The sequence below is a fragment of the Flavobacterium wongokense genome, assembly GCF_021608265.1.
Classification (GTDB): Bacteria; Bacteroidota; Bacteroidia; order Flavobacteriales; family Flavobacteriaceae; genus Flavobacterium; species Flavobacterium wongokense.
Genome location: NZ_JAKIHP010000001.1, coordinates 1,119,477 through 1,136,578, shown reverse-complemented (window position 1 = coordinate 1,136,578; position 17,102 = coordinate 1,119,477). Strand labels below are relative to the sequence as shown.

The 17,102-nt window shown below is 38.1% G+C and carries 20 protein-coding genes; 10 read left to right on the top strand and 10 right to left on the bottom strand.

What is annotated here, in order from left to right:
* Positions 1 to 7: 7 nt before the first annotated feature.
* From L1S31_RS04900 to ahcY, 6 genes are all read right to left on the bottom strand, one after another.
* Complete coding sequence (locus L1S31_RS04900; RefSeq protein WP_236463005.1) at positions 8 to 568, bottom strand: GNAT family N-acetyltransferase; 561 nt, start codon at positions 566 to 568, stop codon at positions 8 to 10.
* An 11-nt stretch (positions 569 to 579) separates the two neighbouring features.
* Positions 580 to 1,107 (bottom strand): hypothetical protein, encoded by a 528-nt coding sequence (locus L1S31_RS04895; protein WP_236463002.1) that lies wholly within the window; start codon positions 1,105 to 1,107, stop codon positions 580 to 582.
* Positions 1,108 to 1,242: 135 nt separating this feature from the next.
* Positions 1,243 to 1,821, bottom strand: a complete 579-nt coding sequence (locus L1S31_RS04890) for a hypothetical protein (protein ID WP_236462999.1) — start codon at positions 1,819 to 1,821, stop codon at positions 1,243 to 1,245.
* Between the two features lie 442 nt (positions 1,822 to 2,263).
* Complete coding sequence (locus L1S31_RS04885) at positions 2,264 to 3,148, bottom strand: hypothetical protein (protein WP_236462995.1); 885 nt, start codon at positions 3,146 to 3,148, stop codon at positions 2,264 to 2,266.
* A complete protein-coding gene (locus tag L1S31_RS04880) occupies positions 3,145 to 4,053 on the bottom strand; it encodes a pentapeptide repeat-containing protein (protein WP_236462993.1) in 909 nt (302 codons plus the stop codon). Before L1S31_RS04880 ends, L1S31_RS04885 begins: the two co-directional genes overlap by 4 nt.
* Before the next feature lie 141 nt (positions 4,054 to 4,194).
* Positions 4,195 to 5,511 (bottom strand): adenosylhomocysteinase, encoded by a 1,317-nt coding sequence (gene ahcY / locus L1S31_RS04875; RefSeq protein WP_236462988.1) that lies wholly within the window; start codon positions 5,509 to 5,511, stop codon positions 4,195 to 4,197.
* Between the two features lie 128 nt (positions 5,512 to 5,639).
* Between ahcY and L1S31_RS04870 the strand changes: the two genes are divergently transcribed.
* Together L1S31_RS04870 and L1S31_RS04865 are read left to right on the top strand one after the other, a co-directional pair.
* A complete protein-coding gene (locus L1S31_RS04870; RefSeq protein ID WP_236462985.1) occupies positions 5,640 to 6,287 on the top strand; it encodes a 4'-phosphopantetheinyl transferase family protein in 648 nt (215 codons plus the stop codon).
* Positions 6,288 to 6,761, top strand: a complete 474-nt coding sequence (locus L1S31_RS04865) for a hypothetical protein (protein ID WP_236462982.1) — start codon at positions 6,288 to 6,290, stop codon at positions 6,759 to 6,761. It abuts the gene before it with no gap.
* Positions 6,762 to 6,763: 2 nt separating this feature from the next.
* Here L1S31_RS04865 and L1S31_RS04860 read toward each other — a convergent pair whose 3' ends face one another.
* Both L1S31_RS04860 and L1S31_RS04855 read right to left on the bottom strand, forming a co-directional pair.
* Positions 6,764 to 7,051: a hypothetical protein gene (locus L1S31_RS04860; protein ID WP_236462979.1), complete on the bottom strand. Its 288-nt coding sequence runs from the start codon at positions 7,049 to 7,051 to the stop codon at positions 6,764 to 6,766.
* Between the two features lie 77 nt (positions 7,052 to 7,128).
* A complete protein-coding gene (locus L1S31_RS04855) occupies positions 7,129 to 7,725 on the bottom strand; it encodes a Crp/Fnr family transcriptional regulator (RefSeq protein WP_236462976.1) in 597 nt (198 codons plus the stop codon).
* Positions 7,726 to 7,821: 96 nt separating this feature from the next.
* On the opposite strand from L1S31_RS04855, the gene L1S31_RS04850 reads away from it, so the two are divergent.
* The 5 genes from L1S31_RS04850 to L1S31_RS04830 all read left to right on the top strand — a co-directional run bounded on the left by L1S31_RS04850 (position 7,822) and on the right by L1S31_RS04830 (position 13,467).
* Positions 7,822 to 8,529 carry a phosphoglycerol geranylgeranyltransferase gene (locus tag L1S31_RS04850; protein WP_236462973.1) on the top strand — a complete coding sequence of 236 codons (708 nt, stop codon included), beginning with the start codon at positions 7,822 to 7,824 and terminating at the stop codon, positions 8,527 to 8,529.
* Positions 8,529 to 9,146 carry a nicotinamide riboside transporter PnuC gene (pnuC, locus tag L1S31_RS04845; protein ID WP_236462969.1) on the top strand — a complete coding sequence of 206 codons (618 nt, stop codon included), beginning with the start codon at positions 8,529 to 8,531 and terminating at the stop codon, positions 9,144 to 9,146. Before L1S31_RS04850 ends, pnuC begins: the two co-directional genes overlap by 1 nt.
* Positions 9,113 to 10,714, top strand: a complete 1,602-nt coding sequence (locus L1S31_RS04840; protein ID WP_236462966.1) for a DUF4301 family protein — start codon at positions 9,113 to 9,115, stop codon at positions 10,712 to 10,714. Before pnuC ends, L1S31_RS04840 begins: the two co-directional genes overlap by 34 nt.
* Entirely contained in the window at positions 10,704 to 11,105 is a 402-nt protein-coding gene (gene arfB, locus L1S31_RS04835; RefSeq protein ID WP_236462963.1) for an alternative ribosome rescue aminoacyl-tRNA hydrolase ArfB, read from the top strand. Before L1S31_RS04840 ends, arfB begins: the two co-directional genes overlap by 11 nt.
* A 208-nt stretch (positions 11,106 to 11,313) precedes the next feature.
* Positions 11,314 to 13,467: a TonB-dependent receptor gene (locus L1S31_RS04830; protein WP_236462960.1), complete on the top strand. Its 2,154-nt coding sequence runs from the start codon at positions 11,314 to 11,316 to the stop codon at positions 13,465 to 13,467.
* 33 nt (positions 13,468 to 13,500) lie between these two features.
* On the opposite strand, the gene L1S31_RS04825 is transcribed toward L1S31_RS04830, so the two are convergent.
* Positions 13,501 to 13,932: a hypothetical protein gene (locus L1S31_RS04825; RefSeq protein WP_236462957.1), complete on the bottom strand. Its 432-nt coding sequence runs from the start codon at positions 13,930 to 13,932 to the stop codon at positions 13,501 to 13,503.
* A 162-nt stretch (positions 13,933 to 14,094) separates the two neighbouring features.
* On the opposite strand from L1S31_RS04825, the gene greA reads away from it, so the two are divergent.
* On the top strand, positions 14,095 to 14,571 hold the full coding sequence (gene greA, locus L1S31_RS04820; RefSeq protein WP_236462954.1) for a transcription elongation factor GreA: 477 nt from the start codon (positions 14,095 to 14,097) through the stop codon (positions 14,569 to 14,571).
* Entirely contained in the window at positions 14,571 to 14,960 is a 390-nt protein-coding gene (locus tag L1S31_RS04815) for an HIT family protein (RefSeq protein WP_236462951.1), read from the top strand. Before greA ends, L1S31_RS04815 begins: the two co-directional genes overlap by 1 nt.
* 32 nt (positions 14,961 to 14,992) lie before the next feature.
* Here L1S31_RS04815 and L1S31_RS04810 read toward each other — a convergent pair whose 3' ends face one another.
* Entirely contained in the window at positions 14,993 to 16,141 is a 1,149-nt protein-coding gene (locus L1S31_RS04810; RefSeq protein WP_236462948.1) for a sensor histidine kinase, read from the bottom strand.
* Positions 16,142 to 16,225: 84 nt separating this feature from the next.
* Between L1S31_RS04810 and L1S31_RS04805 the strand changes: the two genes are divergently transcribed.
* The gene (locus L1S31_RS04805; protein ID WP_236462945.1) at positions 16,226 to 17,101 is read left to right on the top strand and encodes a flavin reductase family protein; all 876 of its coding nucleotides are present in this window, start codon (positions 16,226 to 16,228) and stop codon (positions 17,099 to 17,101) included.
* Position 17,102 lies beyond the last annotated feature (1 nt).

The window sequence follows — 17,102 nt, the reverse complement described above, 5'->3', positions numbered from 1 at the left end:
GTTTGTACTAGCTACGCTCAGTTCGCCTTCGGCTCGGGTCTTCCTTCAATAACGAAAAAATCAGCGAATCTCCAGCAATTTCATCCCGAACGAAATGCTGCCTTAAATGACCTTCCAGCGTAAACCCATTCCTTTTGACCAAAGCCTGTGAAGCGAGGTTTTCGGGACCAATGCAGGCTTCAATCCTATTTAGGTTCATGGTATTAAAACCGTAAGCAATAATTGCTTTTACGGCTTCTCCCATATAGCCTTTCCTTTTTTCTTCCTCCTTCAGCATCGTATAACCGAGTTCTGCCCTGCGGTGGTCTTTGTACCAATTGTGGAAGCCGCATCTTCCTATGGTTTCGTTGGTTTCTTTGGATACCAATAAAAATGCAACGATAGTCCGGTCATAAGTAACATAACCACCCTCTGATTTTTGTTTTTCCTTATCGAATTCGGCATCGGTGGTTAAGCCCAATAGTTTTTTGATTTCCGCTTTGGGAAGGTTTTCGAAAATATAAGTAAATGTTTCAGGAGTAAGTTTTTTTAAAAACAGTCTTTCGGTTTCGAGTGTTTCCAGTTCCATGCGGTTGCTTTTTATTGCCAAAAACTGATTACAGAAGCTATGTGTTCTTCGTTGCTATGCGCATCATCATATTTATAAAGGTTATCCCAATAAATGGCTCCGCCTATTTTCACAAACACCTTATAGTATCCCATTGGTAAATTGCTGATGTCTATGCTGACATCATTTGAGGAGTTTCCTGAAATTTCGGAAGCGGCATTGTTGTCGATGGTTGCTTCGGTGAAGGTATTGCTGTTGAAAGCACCCGTCAACTCCACCTGCTGATAGATTCTCTCGGCTTTGCCCTTTACCAACCATACATCGGTGATGGTTTGGGGAGAGGTAATGTAAAGGTCGGGGTTCCCCGGATTGGGGTACATCACAAACTTATCGTTTACAAAGGTATTGGGGTTCCCAAGCCTTAAGGGAGCATCATCAAAGGACTGCCTGAAGGTAACACCTGTAACTAATCTTAAGTTGGTCAGTTCTGTCACTCCGCTGTCGCTGTTGCTGCAGCTTAAAGCTATTACAGCGGTAAGGAAGAATAGTATTTTTTTCATAAGAATAATCAGGTTTTGCGTTTATCAGAGCAAGATACAAAAAAACTGTTTTTGTCATTCCCGCGAAGGCGGGAATCTATTTTTTACAGCTTGCTTTTTTTATGGATTCCCGCCTTCGCGGGAATGACAGAGTCTTTAATATTCACTTTTCAAAATATCGAGCATCCGCGCATCAAAATAGCCGTCAAACTCATTGGAGTAAATGGGTTGTTTGGTTATCGGGCTGGTGATGGTAAAGCGGTATTTGGTTAAATAGCTTCCCTCGAGGCAGGGTACAACAAAAGCTATTTCGCTGTCGGGTTCCAGGGTAATTTTGTAGTGGCTTTCGTTGCCACATTCTATAATACGTCGTTCATAAACTAACGGAATCCATCTGTTGTTGTAATAGACTTCGCGTATCGGCGCCCATTTTTGGCTGTCCCTACCCCAGAATTCCACGGGCGCTGTGGTAGCATTGGTGATGAATAATTTGAATCCCTTATCCATATTGCAGCGCATTTTGTACCAGGGTTCGGGGAATGTTACGTAATCGTTTGGAAGTACCGTAATTTGGAGCGCATCAGGTTTTAGGGTGTTGTGGTCTAATTGGCTTTTGCCTTTCTTTAGCATTAATGCGTTGGTGGATTGGTCAAAGAGTTCGGGTTTCATGCAGACATCCTGTGCGAAGCTGCTTCCGAAACAGATGAGGAATGAGAAAGGTAAAAGGGATTTCATAGGTTTGGTTTTGAATTTCGAATGTACAGAAATTATTGTGCCAAAGGTGTTAAGGAATTGTTACAATATTAGACAGAAACATAGTTGATGCTTTACGATGACATTTAGAGATTTTCAGAAGCAAAACAGCCATCATCCGACTACCAAATGAGCCTTTCAGAAGCTTACGTGAGAAGGTCATACAACCTAACGAGGGAATCAGAAGCTAATCCGAGTGAGTCCGAAGACCGAAAGAGAGAGTCCGAAGCTCTTTCGAGGGCTGGGAGAGCCTGAAAATGGTGGGAAGTTGGTTTTTTGGGGTGTAAAGAGAAGCGCGGATTATAAATCTGCAATATCTGGGTAGCAGGTGTAGTTACAAAATGGGGTTTAGGGCAGGTGGTTGTTGGGGTTGGTGGTTTTTGGGCACGGATTACAAATCCGCGCTATGGGGGTTTTGTTGAAATTAGACTAAAATTGTTTTGCAATTTTTGTTTTTTGCTATCTTTTGTATAATATTAGTAACATACTTTTCCTTTTTGAAGAATGAGGCATAAAATTGTGGATTACAAATGATACGTTCTATTTCCTTATTCTCTTTACCATTCAAGAAGTAATACATTTCTACTAAGCGTAGTTTTTGATAATGATTAAATTCTTCGTTCTTTATTGAAGTTTCCACATATCTTTTAAACTCAACATTATCTAGTATTTCTGTGTTTTTGAGCAATCCCAGTTTATTTACAATTTTTATTATCTTAAAAATGTATTTTTCTGATGGTAATTCATCATTGATTTTATCTCTATAATTTCTTTTAATAACTCTCAACTCTCGAAGCGTATCTATCTCATGTAAAGCAATTAAGTTTTCGCTTTTTAATTCATCTAGAAGTGTTAAATATGAAAAATTAAAATCTCCTTTTTCTGCACTCTTTAAAATCAAATAATTTCTAATCCCTACGTATAGACAATCACAAAACCATCCAAAACCTTTACTGGAGTTTGGAACAAATTTTAATATTTCAAAATATTTTTTATTGTCTTGAAATTGTTTCAAATCTGGCTTTTGAGATTTATGATTATTTAAAATCAAATTCAATTTGCCATTAAAGTCTATTAATATTTTAGATTCTTTTACTAAATGATCTATAAATAAACTGCCATTTTCAGACATGAATTGCAATTTTGAATATGTATATGTTGAAACAGAAAATCCTTGATTTTCGTATTCTATCTTTAAGCTCTTTAACTCATCATAAAAATTCGCAACAATAAGAATATCTCTATCGCTATACTTATCGAAGTTTTCCCTCATAGAAGAACCATATATTGCTACACTATAATTTTTCATTTTACAAATCGATTAATTAAAACTGTTATTAGAAAACTAAATAAAACAAATCCGGTTATTCCTTGAATCGTCAGCATTGTCATTCCATAATCTGAACTTGGTTGAAATTGTGAATCCACTAATTGTGTCATTACATCGGCTGTGTAATATATATTTGCTTTGTAATCAAAAACTTTTGGATAAAATGATCTAATAGGAAAATCTTTTTCATGTAAACCATAATCTTTCCAGTGAATCCAATTTGTTATATAACAAACTGTAAAAAAGAAAGCAAACGTGTAAATAAAATTCCTTAGACGAAGACCATATCCAAAAAAAATGCGATTGATGTAGTTTGGAACAAATTCTTTGTTAAATTCCACAAAAGTTATTGGATAAGGTTGAGAATGATAATATTTACTTCTGGATAATCTTCCTTGCCATGTTTTAAAATGAAAATTAGAAATTCTTGCAAAATCAGATTGTTCCTCATCTCTTGAATTATTCAATAATTCTTGAAATAAATGAACAGCTATATTTGCCTTTCTTATATCTGATTTTACAAAATTATTAATAAAACTTTTTGGATTAATATAAGTTTGCTTAAATGCTATTTCATGTGTATTTACATTATTAAAAATACATTGCCTGAATTTACAGTTTTCAAATTTGGTACCCACAAACAAACAATCTTCAAATTGGCACAAAGTAAAATCTATGTTTTTCAAGACGGTTTTGGAAAAACTCACATTGTTAAATTTTTTTCCATTTATTTTAATTCTTGGATGACCTTTTTTGGGCTTTAATATTTCTGGTCGATAAATAATATTCTTTATTTCTTGATTAGCAGTAATGGTGTTTATCAAATCAGATTTTCTGAGAATATCTGTTGGAGTACCATTTAGTCTAAAAAAATTATTAAGCATTCTTTATTATTTAGCAGTTCAGATATATTTATTTTCAAAAGCAATGTACAAAAAAACTATGAATCATTGGAAACAAAAAACCCTCACATTGCTGTGAGGGTTACTTATTTATTTGGATTCCCGCCTTCGCGGGAATGACAATTAGTATCTGTAATACTCAGGCTTAAATGGCCCCTGAACGTCAACACCAATGTAAGCAGCCTGCTCTTCATTTAATGTTTCCAATTCAACTCCAAGTTTAGCTAAGTGTAACGCTGCTACTTTTTCATCTAAATGCTTAGGCAACATATAAACTTCGTTTTTGTAAGCTGCACTGTTAGTCCATAACTCCAATTGAGCCAAAGTCTGGTTCGTGAATGAGTTACTCATTACAAAACTTGGGTGGCCTGTAGCACAACCTAAGTTTACCAAACGGCCTTCAGCAAGGATAAGGATGTCTTTCCCGGCGATAGTGTATTTGTCAACCTGTGGTTTGATTTCAATTTTAGACGCACCGTGGTTCGTGTTCAACCAAGCCATGTCAATTTCGTTATCGAAGTGGCCAATGTTACAAACGATAGTTTTGTCTTTCATCTGTTCGAAGTGGCTTCCCATTACGATATCCTTGTTACCGGTTGTAGTGATGATGATATCAGCATTACCAACCACAGTGTTTAATCTTTTCACTTCAAAACCGTCCATCGCAGCCTGTAAAGCACAGATTGGATCGATTTCAGTAACCGTTACGATAGAACCGGCACCTCTGAAAGAAGCTGCAGTTCCTTTACCAACGTCACCATATCCACAAACTACTACTCTTTTTCCAGCCAACATTACGTCTGTAGCTCTTCTGATAGCATCAACTGCACTTTCCTTACATCCGTATTTGTTATCGAATTTCGATTTAGTAACCGAGTCATTTACGTTGATAGCCGGCATGAATAACGTACCGTTTTTCATTCTTTCGTATAATCTGTGAACTCCAGTTGTAGTTTCTTCAGACAATCCTTTAATTCCAGGAATCAATTCCGGGTAACGGTCGAATACCATGTTAGTCAAATCTCCACCATCATCAAGGATCATGTTCAATGGTTTTCTGTCTTCACCAAAGAATAAAGTCTGCTCAATACACCAGTCGAATGATTCTTCATCCAAACCTTTCCAAGCATAAACCTGGATTCCTGCAGCAGCAATCGCAGCAGCAGCCTGATCCTGAGTTGAGAAAATGTTACAAGATGACCAGGTAACCTCAGCTCCAAGAGCAATTAATGTTTCAATAAGAACCGCAGTTTGAATTGTCATGTGAAGACAACCTGCAATACGAGCTCCTTTTAAAGGTTGGCTTGCACCATATTCAGCACGAAGTGCCATTAAACCTGGCATTTCAGCTTCTGCCAATTCAATTTCTTTTCTTCCCCAAGCCGCAAGATTAATATCTTTAACTTTGTAAGCTACGAACGGTAATGTTTGTGTACTCATCTATTATGTATATTTGTTTTTTTAAATTCTGGCGCAAAATTACAACATAGGTTTTGATTTTAATAATTTATTTTAAAAATTATCAATTGTTTAATCTTATAATCTTTTGAAAAACAGCAAAATACTAAATGCCATTCTATAAAGCCATAGCATTATCGCCCAACACGAAACTCTATCTTTGGAAAATTACCGAAGATGTGGATACGCTTTTTAAAAGCGTGAAGCTCAAGGACAGTTCATTGGCAAGGCTTGGAGGCATGAAGGCCGAAGGCCATCAGAAAGGTTTTTTGGCAGTGAGGATGCTGCTGCAACATAACGACTACACCGATTTTGATTTGTACTACGATGAATTTGGGAAACCGCACATCAAGCCACAAGGTTGCAGCATTAAGGATATCGAGATTTCTATTTCACATTCCAATGACTATTCCGCGATTGTATTGAGTGAGCAGAAAGTAGGTTTTGACATGGAAATCCTTAAGGATAAAACCCTGATATTAGCACCGCGTTATATGGATGTTTCGCATCTGGCAAACCTCAACAAGGAAGACGAACTCAAGAAAGCAACGGTCGTTTGGGGAATCAAGGAAGCGGTATTTAAGATTAAAAACGTCATCGGAATCAGCTTTAAGGACCATATCTTTGAAGATGATTTTAACCTGGAGGATAAAAAATGTACGGTCGAGCTGCGGTTTAATGATACGATAGAATACTTTGACGTGGTTTTTGGGTTTATTGAAAACTATGTGTATGTATGCACTTTTGAAAGGAAATAGATGGGGAAGAAAATACTTTTATCAGTCCTTATGCTGTCTTTGATTGGTTGCAATCAAAAGGCGGAAACCAAAGCTGCAGTGCTAAAAGTAGCCGCATCTAAAGCAAGTACAGGCATTTCTTTAGAGCCATTTAACGATTTCCCTGAGGAAATTGAAGGTGCAGGTTGTTACTTCGCTGCCAATAAAAAAGATTTTAAAAAGGAGCAATACATTTATGCCGATAACCTGGAGAACCTCTGTTTTATAAAAGTAAAAGGCAAATTCATCAGGCTTGAGCTGGCTGAAAAGACTGTAGATACAACAGGAACGCAGTTTTTAGAAAAATTCAAAAATAACGAATATGAATTGTCTGTTGATTTTAGGCAAACCGGTGATGATGGCGATGAAGCGGGGATTTTTGAAGGCTCCATGACATTAAAACACAATAACGAATCTGAAATAAAGAAAGATTTATACGGAATTTGTGGCTGCTGAGCTTAAATAACCATAACATTCAAAGCAATCATAAGCACGCTAAGCAATACACTGAAGATTGTCATATTAAAAACTGTTTTCGTACTGAGTTGGGCCAAAATCCCAACATTGACAAACATACAGGTAATTACGATTAATCCTAATTGTATCATTTGTATAAATGAAGTTCCGTTTTCCAGGATATACATCGCTGCTGCCGCACCTAAACAGCTTTGACCGATAATAACTAATGCGGCGTAACCAACATAACTTTGTTGGAAATCTTCGAGGGTTTTTTGATAAAGTGTCATGATATTTGGTTTTTAATACACCAAAATTACGCCCACAATCCCCTTGGAATTTATGATTCAAATCATAAAGGAAGAATTTATCTAAAAACTTTTCGATCGATGATTTTGATTTGGTTTTTCTTTTCCAATGATTTAATGGCCCTGATTACAGTTTCAACGCGAAGCCCGGTTAAATCAGCCATTTGCTGACGCGTTAAGTTGATACGGAAACCTTCTTTTTCTTTTTTGGGTTTAAAGTATTTTACATTGTAATCGATAAGTTTCAGCAATCGGTGTTCGGGCTCCTGAGACGATATTTCGGCAGCCATCACCGATTTGAAGTGTAGCCGCTTTGCCAGGTGTTCGATAATTTCCATGGATACTTCGGCATTGGTTTTTATCATCTCCATAAATCTGGCTTTCGGAAGCACAAAGAGTTCACAATCAGTTAGTGCTATGGCTTTTGCCGGATAAACTCGTTCCAAAAACAAAGGAGGTTCTCCAAAACTATCGCCCGGATGAAAAATACCTTGGATAAATTCGTGTCCGTCATCATTAAAATTGCACATTTTTACATCGCCCGAAATAATCTGATAATAATCGACAGGCAGTTTGCCCTCATCAAAAATGACAGCTCCTTTTATGTACTTTTTCGTACCTGCCTGATATTGTTCTAACAGTGCTTCTGAAATCATCAATTATGGATCTAAAAGTCATACAAATCTAACATTATAATTTTAAGGATTTTAAAAAAGGGTTACATTTACAAACCTTAACGAAACACAACGCCAATGTTGTACGACCAAATTGTAAAAGCTAAAAAGCAAGGCGAAAAACTCCTGGCCATTTTAATCGATCCCGATAAAGTAGTATTGGAAACTATTTCGGTTTTGGCCGGAAAAATTAGGCAATCACCGGCTACCTATATTTTTGTCGGCGGTAGCTCGTTTGAAGGCAATCACCTGGATGAAATCATTATCCGTTTAAAGGAAAAAACCAATCTGCCAATCCTACTCTTTCCCGGAAACCCTTCGCAGATATCCGCTGAAGCTGATGGTATTTTATTCCTTCAATTACTATCAGGAAGGAATCCTGACTTTTTAATTGAACATCAAATCAATGCGGTTCCTATTTTGGAAAACACTAAACTGGAAATTATTTCCACAGGATATCTGTTGATTGAAAGCGGTAATGAAACTGCTGTGGAACGTGTGAGCCAAACCAAACCTTTATCCAAAGACAACATCAATTATATATCACAAACCGCTAAGGCAGGTGAATTCATTGGCAACAAGCTGATTTACCTCGAAGCCGGAAGCGGTGCGCAGAATGCAGTTCCGTTGGAAGTGATTCAAAATGTTTCCGAAAGGATATCGGTTCCTTTGCTTGTTGGCGGCGGAATCCGTTCAAAGAAACAAATCGAGGATGCCTATAAAGCCGGAGCGGATTTGGTTGTCATCGGAACGGCGTTTGAAAATGATATAAACTTTTTTGACTGATGTTCGAATTCCTATTTAACCAATATAAAGACTATCCCACCTACGAAATTGTTTTGGAAGTGACCGCAATCCTCTTCGGATTGTTGAGTGTTTGGTATGCCAAGAAGGATAACGTTTGGGTATTCCCAACCGGCATCATCAACACGGCGATATATGTTTACCTGCTCTGGAAATGGTCGTTGCTGGGCGATATGATGATTAATTTTTACTATGTTGTGATGAGCATTTATGGGTGGTACCACTGGACACGCAAAAAAGGCGATGTGGTGGAGTTTCCGATTTCGATGATGACTTTGTCAGAAAAGAAGTGGTCTTTGGTCATTTTTGTGTTAACGGTCGGCTTTGTGGTCGCGGTTTATACATTTTTTGGTAAATTTACCCACTGGACATCTTACGTCGATACTTTGGTTACGGGAATCTTCTTTGTAGGAATGTGGCTGATGGCGCGAAGGAAAATCGAGAACTGGATACTATGGATTATTGGTGACCTTATTTCAATCCCAATGTATTTTGTTAAAGGATATTCGTTTACGAGCATCCAATATTTAATTTTTACAATTATTGCCATTTTTGGCTATTTAGAATGGAAGAGAACTTTACAACAAAAGATAATTTAATAAAAAAATACCATTTTACCGAAGCAGATTTTGAACAAATCGAGGCTTTGGGTATTTCGCTTGATAAAATTGAAGGTGAACTTTTGTTGTTCAAATTGGGTATTCCAAAAATCACCCTTGAAAAACCGGCAACCATTGACGATGGAATTGTAAAGCTGTCGAATGAAGAATTCCAAAACTACGCCGATTCCTTTGATTCAAAAAAGGATGAACTCAAGCTCAAAAAGTTTGTTCCCGCTTCGGGTGCAGCAAGCAGGATGTTTAAATTCCTGAACGAATTCCTGAACGATTTTGATCCTGAAAACGAAACGATAAACGCTTACATCAATAGAAAGAAAGATAAAAACCTTCCGATATTTTTGGCAGGAATTGAAAAGTTCCCTTTTTATGAAACAGTAAAATCCAAGCTAAAGGAACTTCACAAAGATTACTACACTCTCGAAAGCCATGAGAAGAGCCATTTGTTCATCAAGGCAATGCTCTCACAAGACTCTTTTGATTTTGCCAACAAGCCGAAAGGGGTTCTGGATTTCCATAAATATGAGTCCGAAATCGCAACTCCGGTTGAGGAACATCTGAACGAATGTGCGTTTTATGCGAGCTCCAATTCGGTTTCTCATTTGCATTTTACGGTTTCAGACCATCACGAAAACCTATTCGAAAACATCATTGACAAGGTAAAGCAAAAGGTGGAGGCTAAGTCCAAAACCAAAGTGCATGTCAGTTATTCGCATCAGCATAAAAGCACCGATACGATTGCGGTTGCGCCGAATAACGAGCCTTTCCGCGCCGAAAATGGCCGATTGGTTTTCCGTCCCGGCGGACATGGTGCGTTGATTAACAATTTAAACAATCTCGATGCCGATGTCATTTTCATTAAAAACATCGACAACGTAATCCAGAACCACATCAAGGAAATTACCTTGTATAAAAAAGGTTTGGCGGGAGTTTTACTCGATTTGCAGCAACAGATTTTCAACATCCTGAAAGCAGTCGAGAATGACGAAATTAAGGAAAGCCGCATTCCTGAAATTATTTATTTCATGGCCCAAAAACTCAATATTGACATTATTGAGGATTTCGAAAAATACACTCTGGAAAACAAGCTCGAGTTCATCATCAACAAATTAAACCGTCCAATCCGTGTTTGCGGAATGGTGAAAAATGAAGGGGAACCAGGCGGAGGACCGTTTTGGGTACGAAGCTATAAAGGCAATGTTTCGCTACAGATTGTGGAAAGTTCCCAAGTGGAAACCAATAATGCGGAACAAGCTGAAATATTGGCCAAGGCAACTCATTTTAATCCGGTGGATTTGGTTTGTGCCACCAAAAACCAATATGGCGAAAAGTTTGACTTAACCCAGTTCATTGATACCAGTACGGGCTTTATAGTGTCCAAAAACCGAAACGGACAGGAGTTGAAAGGCTATGAATTACCAGGACTCTGGAATGGTGCGATGGCAAAATGGATTACTGTTTTTGTGGAAGTTCCGTTGATTACCTTCAATCCTGTGAAAACCGTAAACGATTTACTAAAACCCGCGCATCAGCCCCAATATGGAAACTGAAAAAATCATAACTGAATTAAACTTTAAGGCAGTTAGAAGCTCTGGTGCAGGTGGACAGAATGTAAATAAGGTTTCTTCTAAAGTGGTATTGACTTTCGATTTGAATGCTTCGCAGGCTTTGACCGATGAAGAAAAAAGATTGATTGAAGCCAAACTTGCCGCTAAATTAACTTCCGAAAACCTGTTGATCTTAAACTGCGACGAAGACCGAAGCCAGCTTAAGAACAAGGCAATTGTCACCAAACGCTTTTTGGAGTTAATCGAAAAAGGATTGAAAGTTCCCAAAAAACGAAAAGCAACCAAGGTCCCAAAATCTGTTATTGAGAAACGGCTGAAAGACAAGTCTTCTGTTTCAGAAATTAAGGAAAACAGAAAGAAACCTAAACTTTAAATTTAAAATTCAAAATTTAAATTTACCTTTGTCCCGTCTCAAAAGGGGTGCTCTAAATAACGAGCTGAGATTATACCCAATGAACCTGGGCGGGTAATGCTGCTAAGGGATTTGACGAAGAACTAAAGTGCACGTTAGTCACACGTCAGGAGTATCATTTAATTTTAACCAAGAATAATTACCTCTTTTTATTCGTAATTTTTTACGAATGGAAAATTTATTCACTTTCAGAAGCAAGAAGCAAGAAGCAAGAAGCAAGACTGTTTTTTCTTTTCTCTTTCTTCTTTCTTCTTTTTTCTCTTTCTCACAGGAGAAAGTACAAGACACCACCAAAGTCAACCAACTCGATGAAGTTTTGGTCTCTGCGGTCCGTGTGACTTCAAAAACTCCGGTTTCGTTCAGCAACCTGGACAAAAAGGAGATCAAAAACCGCAATCTCGGACAGGACATTCCCATCCTGATGAATTACATGCCATCGGTAGTTACTACTTCCGATGCAGGAAATGGCGTCGGTTATACTGGAATCCGTGTCCGCGGAAGCGATGCAACCCGTGTCAACATTACGATTAACGGAATTCCGTACAACGATGCCGAAAGTAGCGGAACCTATTGGGTCAATATGCCCGATTTTGCTTCTTCTGTAGAAAGCCTGCAATTGCAGCGTGGCGTTGGGACTTCTACCAATGGTGCCGGAGCTTTTGGCGCCAGCTTGAATTTGCTTACGGATAGTTTCAGCAAGGAAAGCAATGGCGAAATCTCAAATTCCTTCGGAAGTTTCAATACCCGAAAACATACGGTAAAATTCAGTTCGGGTTTGCTGAACGACCACTTTGAATTAGCCGGAAGGCTTTCCAATATTGATTCGCACGGTTATATCGATAGGGCTTCATCTGATTTGAAATCGTATTTCCTACAGGGAACTTATGTGGGCAAAACGACTTTGATCAAAGCCTTGGTTTTTGGCGGAAAGGAAATCACCTATCAATCCTGGAACGGAACGGATGGCGAAACGATGCGTGATAACCGAACTTTTAATTCGGCCGGAATTTATACTGATGAATTTGGCAACACGCGTTTTTATGATAATGAAGTCGATAATTACCAGCAGGATCATTTTCAATTGCATTGGAATGAAAGGATTTCCGAAAACTGGAGTTCGAACATTGCGCTGCATTATACTCCGGGGAAAGGCTTTTATGAAAATTACAAGGAAGATGCCGATTTTGCCGATTATAACCTGACGCCGATTGTCATTGACGGAACGACCATCAACACCACTGATTTGGTTCGCCAAAAATGGCTCGACAATGATTTTTACGGAACAACCTATTCTGTCAATTACAAAAAAGACAAACTGGATTTGGTTGCCGGTGGCGGCTGGAACAAGTATGAGGGCAAACATTTTGGAAAAGTGATTTGGGCACGATATGCTTCTACTTCTGAATTGGGCGACCATTATTATGATGATAATGCAACCAAAACGGACAACAACTTTTTTGTAAAAGCCAATTATCAGCTTACTAAAAAACTGAGCCTTTATGGCGATTTGCAAGTAAGGATTGTGGGTTACAGGGCAGATGGCGTCCAAGCGGACACTGTTGATGACACTTTCAATTTCTTCAATCCAAAAGCGGGTTTGAATTATAGTTTCAATGATAAGAACACCTTGTATTTCTCTTATGCCAAAGCCAACCGCGAACCAAACCGAACCGATTATGAAGGTGGAAATGCTACTTCTGAAAAATTGGATGACTTTGAATTGGGCTGGCGTTACGTATCTGAAAAAATAAAGGTGAACACCAACATTTATTATATGGCTTACAAAGACCAATTGATTTTAACCGGAAATCTTGATGATGTTGGGAATCCAATACGTTCCAACAGCGAAAAAAGCTATCGTTTGGGTTTGGAGGTTGATGCCACTTTTGCCTTGTCCAAACAGTTTATCATTCGCCCGAATTTTACTTTGAGCCAAAACAAAAATGTGGATTTGAATGTTTTGGGTGAAAATGTCGGGACAAAAGATATCGCCTATTCGCCGTCCATTGTGGCAGGAAATATTTTTATCTACAGGATTTCTGAAAATTTCCAATTTTCCTGGCTGTCCAAATTCGTAGGAGAACAATACATGAACAACATCGAATTGCCATCAGCCAAGCTTCAGGACTACTTTGTAAACGATTTGAATGTCTCGTATGAATTTAGACCTAAATCCGTTTTCAAAACCATAACTGTAACCACTTTGGTTAATAATGTCTTTGACAAACAATATGTTTCCAACGGTTATATGTACGATGTTTACCCATACTATTATCCCCAGGCGGGCATTAATATCCTCACCGGAATAACATTGAAGTTTTAAAATAAAATCCTCTCAGTTTGAGAGGATTTTTTATTAATTGGTTATGATAAGATTGTTTCCGTTCACTTGCACGCGGTAAGGCTTTAGTGGATATTGCAGTCCGTTTTGCCCAGTATATAAACTATAGGGATTCTCAGAGCTATCACAATTACATTTTGCTTCAATTGAACTTGGCGAAGCTATGCTCAAAGGAGTAGTACATATATTAAACGCCTGGTTTGGGCATGCCAGATCAAAAGCATTATAGCCACTTCCGGTATTGAAAATCACAATTCCCCTTGCTCCTTGTGAGTAATCTTTGATATTATAACCCGGGAATTGCAGGTTACTGTATTGTGGCAAACCCATATTGATTAACAAATTAACCGGGTAATTGGGAATATTGGGATTGTTGTAATTAAGAGTTCCGGTATCACATCCAAAGATAAAAGGCATGAATGCCAAAAGAACTAAAATCTTCTTCATAGTAAAATTATTAGAAATACATAGCGAAACAAATTTAAATTAATTAACTTTGACATGCGTTACAAAACGCAAACAAATTTGAAATAATATTAAAAATAGTATCTTTGCAAAAAGAAATCCCGTCCCGATGGGATTTTTTCTATTTATATAAATTAGCATAACATGAGTACAGTATCTTATTACACAGCAGAAGGATTAAAGAAATTAAGAGAAGAATTAGATCAACTTAAAAGTATAGAAAGACCAAAAGCTTCGCAGGCAATTGCAGAAGCCAGAGATAAAGGTGACTTATCTGAAAACGCAGAATATGACGCCGCTAAGGAAGCACAGGGAATGCTTGAAATGAGGATTGCCAAACTGGAAGAAGTACATTCCAACGCCAGATTGATTGACGAATCACATCTTGATTTGTCTAAGGTTTTGGTTTTATCAAAAGTAAAAATCAAGAACCAGCAAAACGGAATGGAAATGAATTACACACTTGTTGCCGAAAGCGAAGCCGATTTAAAAACCGGTAAAATTTCTGTTACTTCTCCGATTGGAAAAGGCCTGCTTGGAAAATCTGTTGGACAGGTTGCGGAAATTACCGTGCCAAACGGTAAGTTGAATTTTGAGGTTCTGGAGATTTCAAGAGACTAATGAGCAGCATTTTCACCAAAATAATCAATCGTGAAATTCCGGGTTACATTGTGGCCGAGGATGACAATTTCATTGCCATATTGGATGTAAATCCGAATGCGGAAGGACACACGCTCTGCATTCCAAAACAGGAAATCAACAAGATTTTCGATATGGACGAAGCCCTTTATCTTGAATTAATGAAGTTCTCGAGAAAAGTTGCCAAAGCCGTTGAAAAAACAATAGAATGCAAACGCATCGGCGTTGCCGTTGTAGGACTGGAAGTGCCACATGTTCATGTGCACCTGATTCCGCTGCACGATATGGATGATATGCGTTTTCAAAGAAAAGTATCCTTGTCAAAAGAAGAATTTGAAACACTGACTAAGGCAATCCAGAATAACTTATAAAATAAAAATCCTCTCAAAACGAGAGGATTTTTTTATTTCTTTTTGAATGAAACCTGCATGGTGGTTCCTTTCCCCATTTCGGAATGTGCAACCTTTATTTTCCCTTTGTGGTATTCTTCTACAATCCTTTTGGTCAACGACAATCCCAATCCCCAACCTCTTTTTTTGGTTGTGAAACCCGGTTCGAAAACGCGCTTGAACTGTTTCTTCGGAATTCCACCTCCAGTATCCGTAACAAGGATTTTGACAAAATTATGGTCGTTTACAATCGATACCGAAAGCTTTCCTTTACCCTTCATCGCATCAATGGCATTTTTAACCAGGTTCTCTACAGTCCAGCTGTGCAATGCGGGATTTAGTGAAACCATGATGGGCCTTTTGGGAGCTTTGAAAGAGAATTCGACCTGTTTTGAAAATCTTGATCTTAAATATTCAAAGGATTGTTCAGTTTCCGTAATGATGTTCATCGGTTCCAAATCGGGTTCCGACCCAATTTTTGAAAATCGATCGGTTATCGTTTGTAGCCGATTGATGTCTTTTTCGATTTCCTTTATGGTCGTTTCATCCACATTATCCGCTTTCATGATTTCGAGCCAGCCAATCAAAGACGACAAAGGCGTACCAATTTGATGCGCCGTTTCCTTTGCCATTCCCGCCCAAAGCTTATTCTGTGTTGCCATTTTGGTGCTTCGGTAAAAATTATAAACTACGGCTCCGAAAAGGAAAATAATCAACACCAATGCAATCGGATAATATTTCAGTTTGGTCAATAATGAGGAATCACCATAATACAAATAATGCTTTTGTCCTTCTGAAATCTGCATCAATATGGGATCGTTCTGATTTTTCAATTTCTGCAAAAACGCCTTTAATTTCTTTTTGTCTTTTAAAATATCGTCGTCTATATTGCTGGTATTGATAATCGAATCCTTTTCGGTAACAATTATAGGAATGTTAGGTTCCTGGATGATTTGAAATGGGAGTTCCATATCAACATTGGCATCCAGATCGGCACTATTAATCTTCTTTTGGGCCAAAGCCCAATTCTGCATTTTGACACGCTCTTCATTCTTAAAGATTTGAAAAAAAGAATAGGTATTCCATAGTATCAGGATCACAATGACAAAGGATGCCATGATAATAATCCAACGGGTTAAGTTTCTTTTCTCGGAAAACTGCATGAAGAGTATTTTGGTTTAAAAGTAATGAAAAAAATATTACCTCTTTTTTGATGATAAAAATTACATTTGTAAAAAACAAAAAACATGCTCAGTTTCGAACCACATACGCTTTCGCCTTTGCAACTTCAGGCTTATCTGCAAACCGCTGTGGCACCAAGGCCCATTGCCTTTGCGAGTACGATGGATAACAATGGTAAACCCAATTTGTCGCCGTTCAGTTTCTTCAATGTGTTCAGTTCCAATCCGCCAATTTTGGTGTTTTCACCGGCACGTCGTGTTCGCAACAATACTACTAAGCACACGCTCGAAAATTGCGAAGCCACAAAGGAAGTTGTGATTAATGTGGTGAATTACGACATTGTCCAGCAAGCATCCTTATCCAGTACGGAATATGCCGATGGTGTCAACGAATTTGTAAAATCGGGATTGACGATGCAGCCTTCCGATATGGTAAAACCCTATCGCGTTGCCGAAAGCCCGGTTCAGTTTGAATGCAGGGTGAACGAAATCATTGCCTTGGGAGATCAAGGTGGAGCAGGAAACCTGATTATTTGTGAAGTGGTTAAAATCCACGTAAGTGAAAAAGTGCTTGATGACAAAAATATGATTGACCAGCACAAGATTGATTTGGTTTCCCGTCTTGGCGGAAATTGGTATTCCCGTTCCAATCAAGGTTTGTTTGAAGTCGAAAAGCCCTTGACAACACTCGGAATTGGAGTAGATGCCATTCCCGATTTCATCAAAAAAAGCAGTGTTTTCGATGGCAATGATTTTGGAAAATTAGGTAATATAGAAGCATTGCCAACCCAAGAAGAAATTACTATATTTGTACAACAAAATTTTGCTGTAAAAGGTGTTTTGAGTTCGGATGATGAAATGAAAATCCACCAAAAAGCAAAAGAATATTTGAATAATAATGATGCACTTTCAGCGTGGAAAGTGCTTTTAGCAAAACAATGAT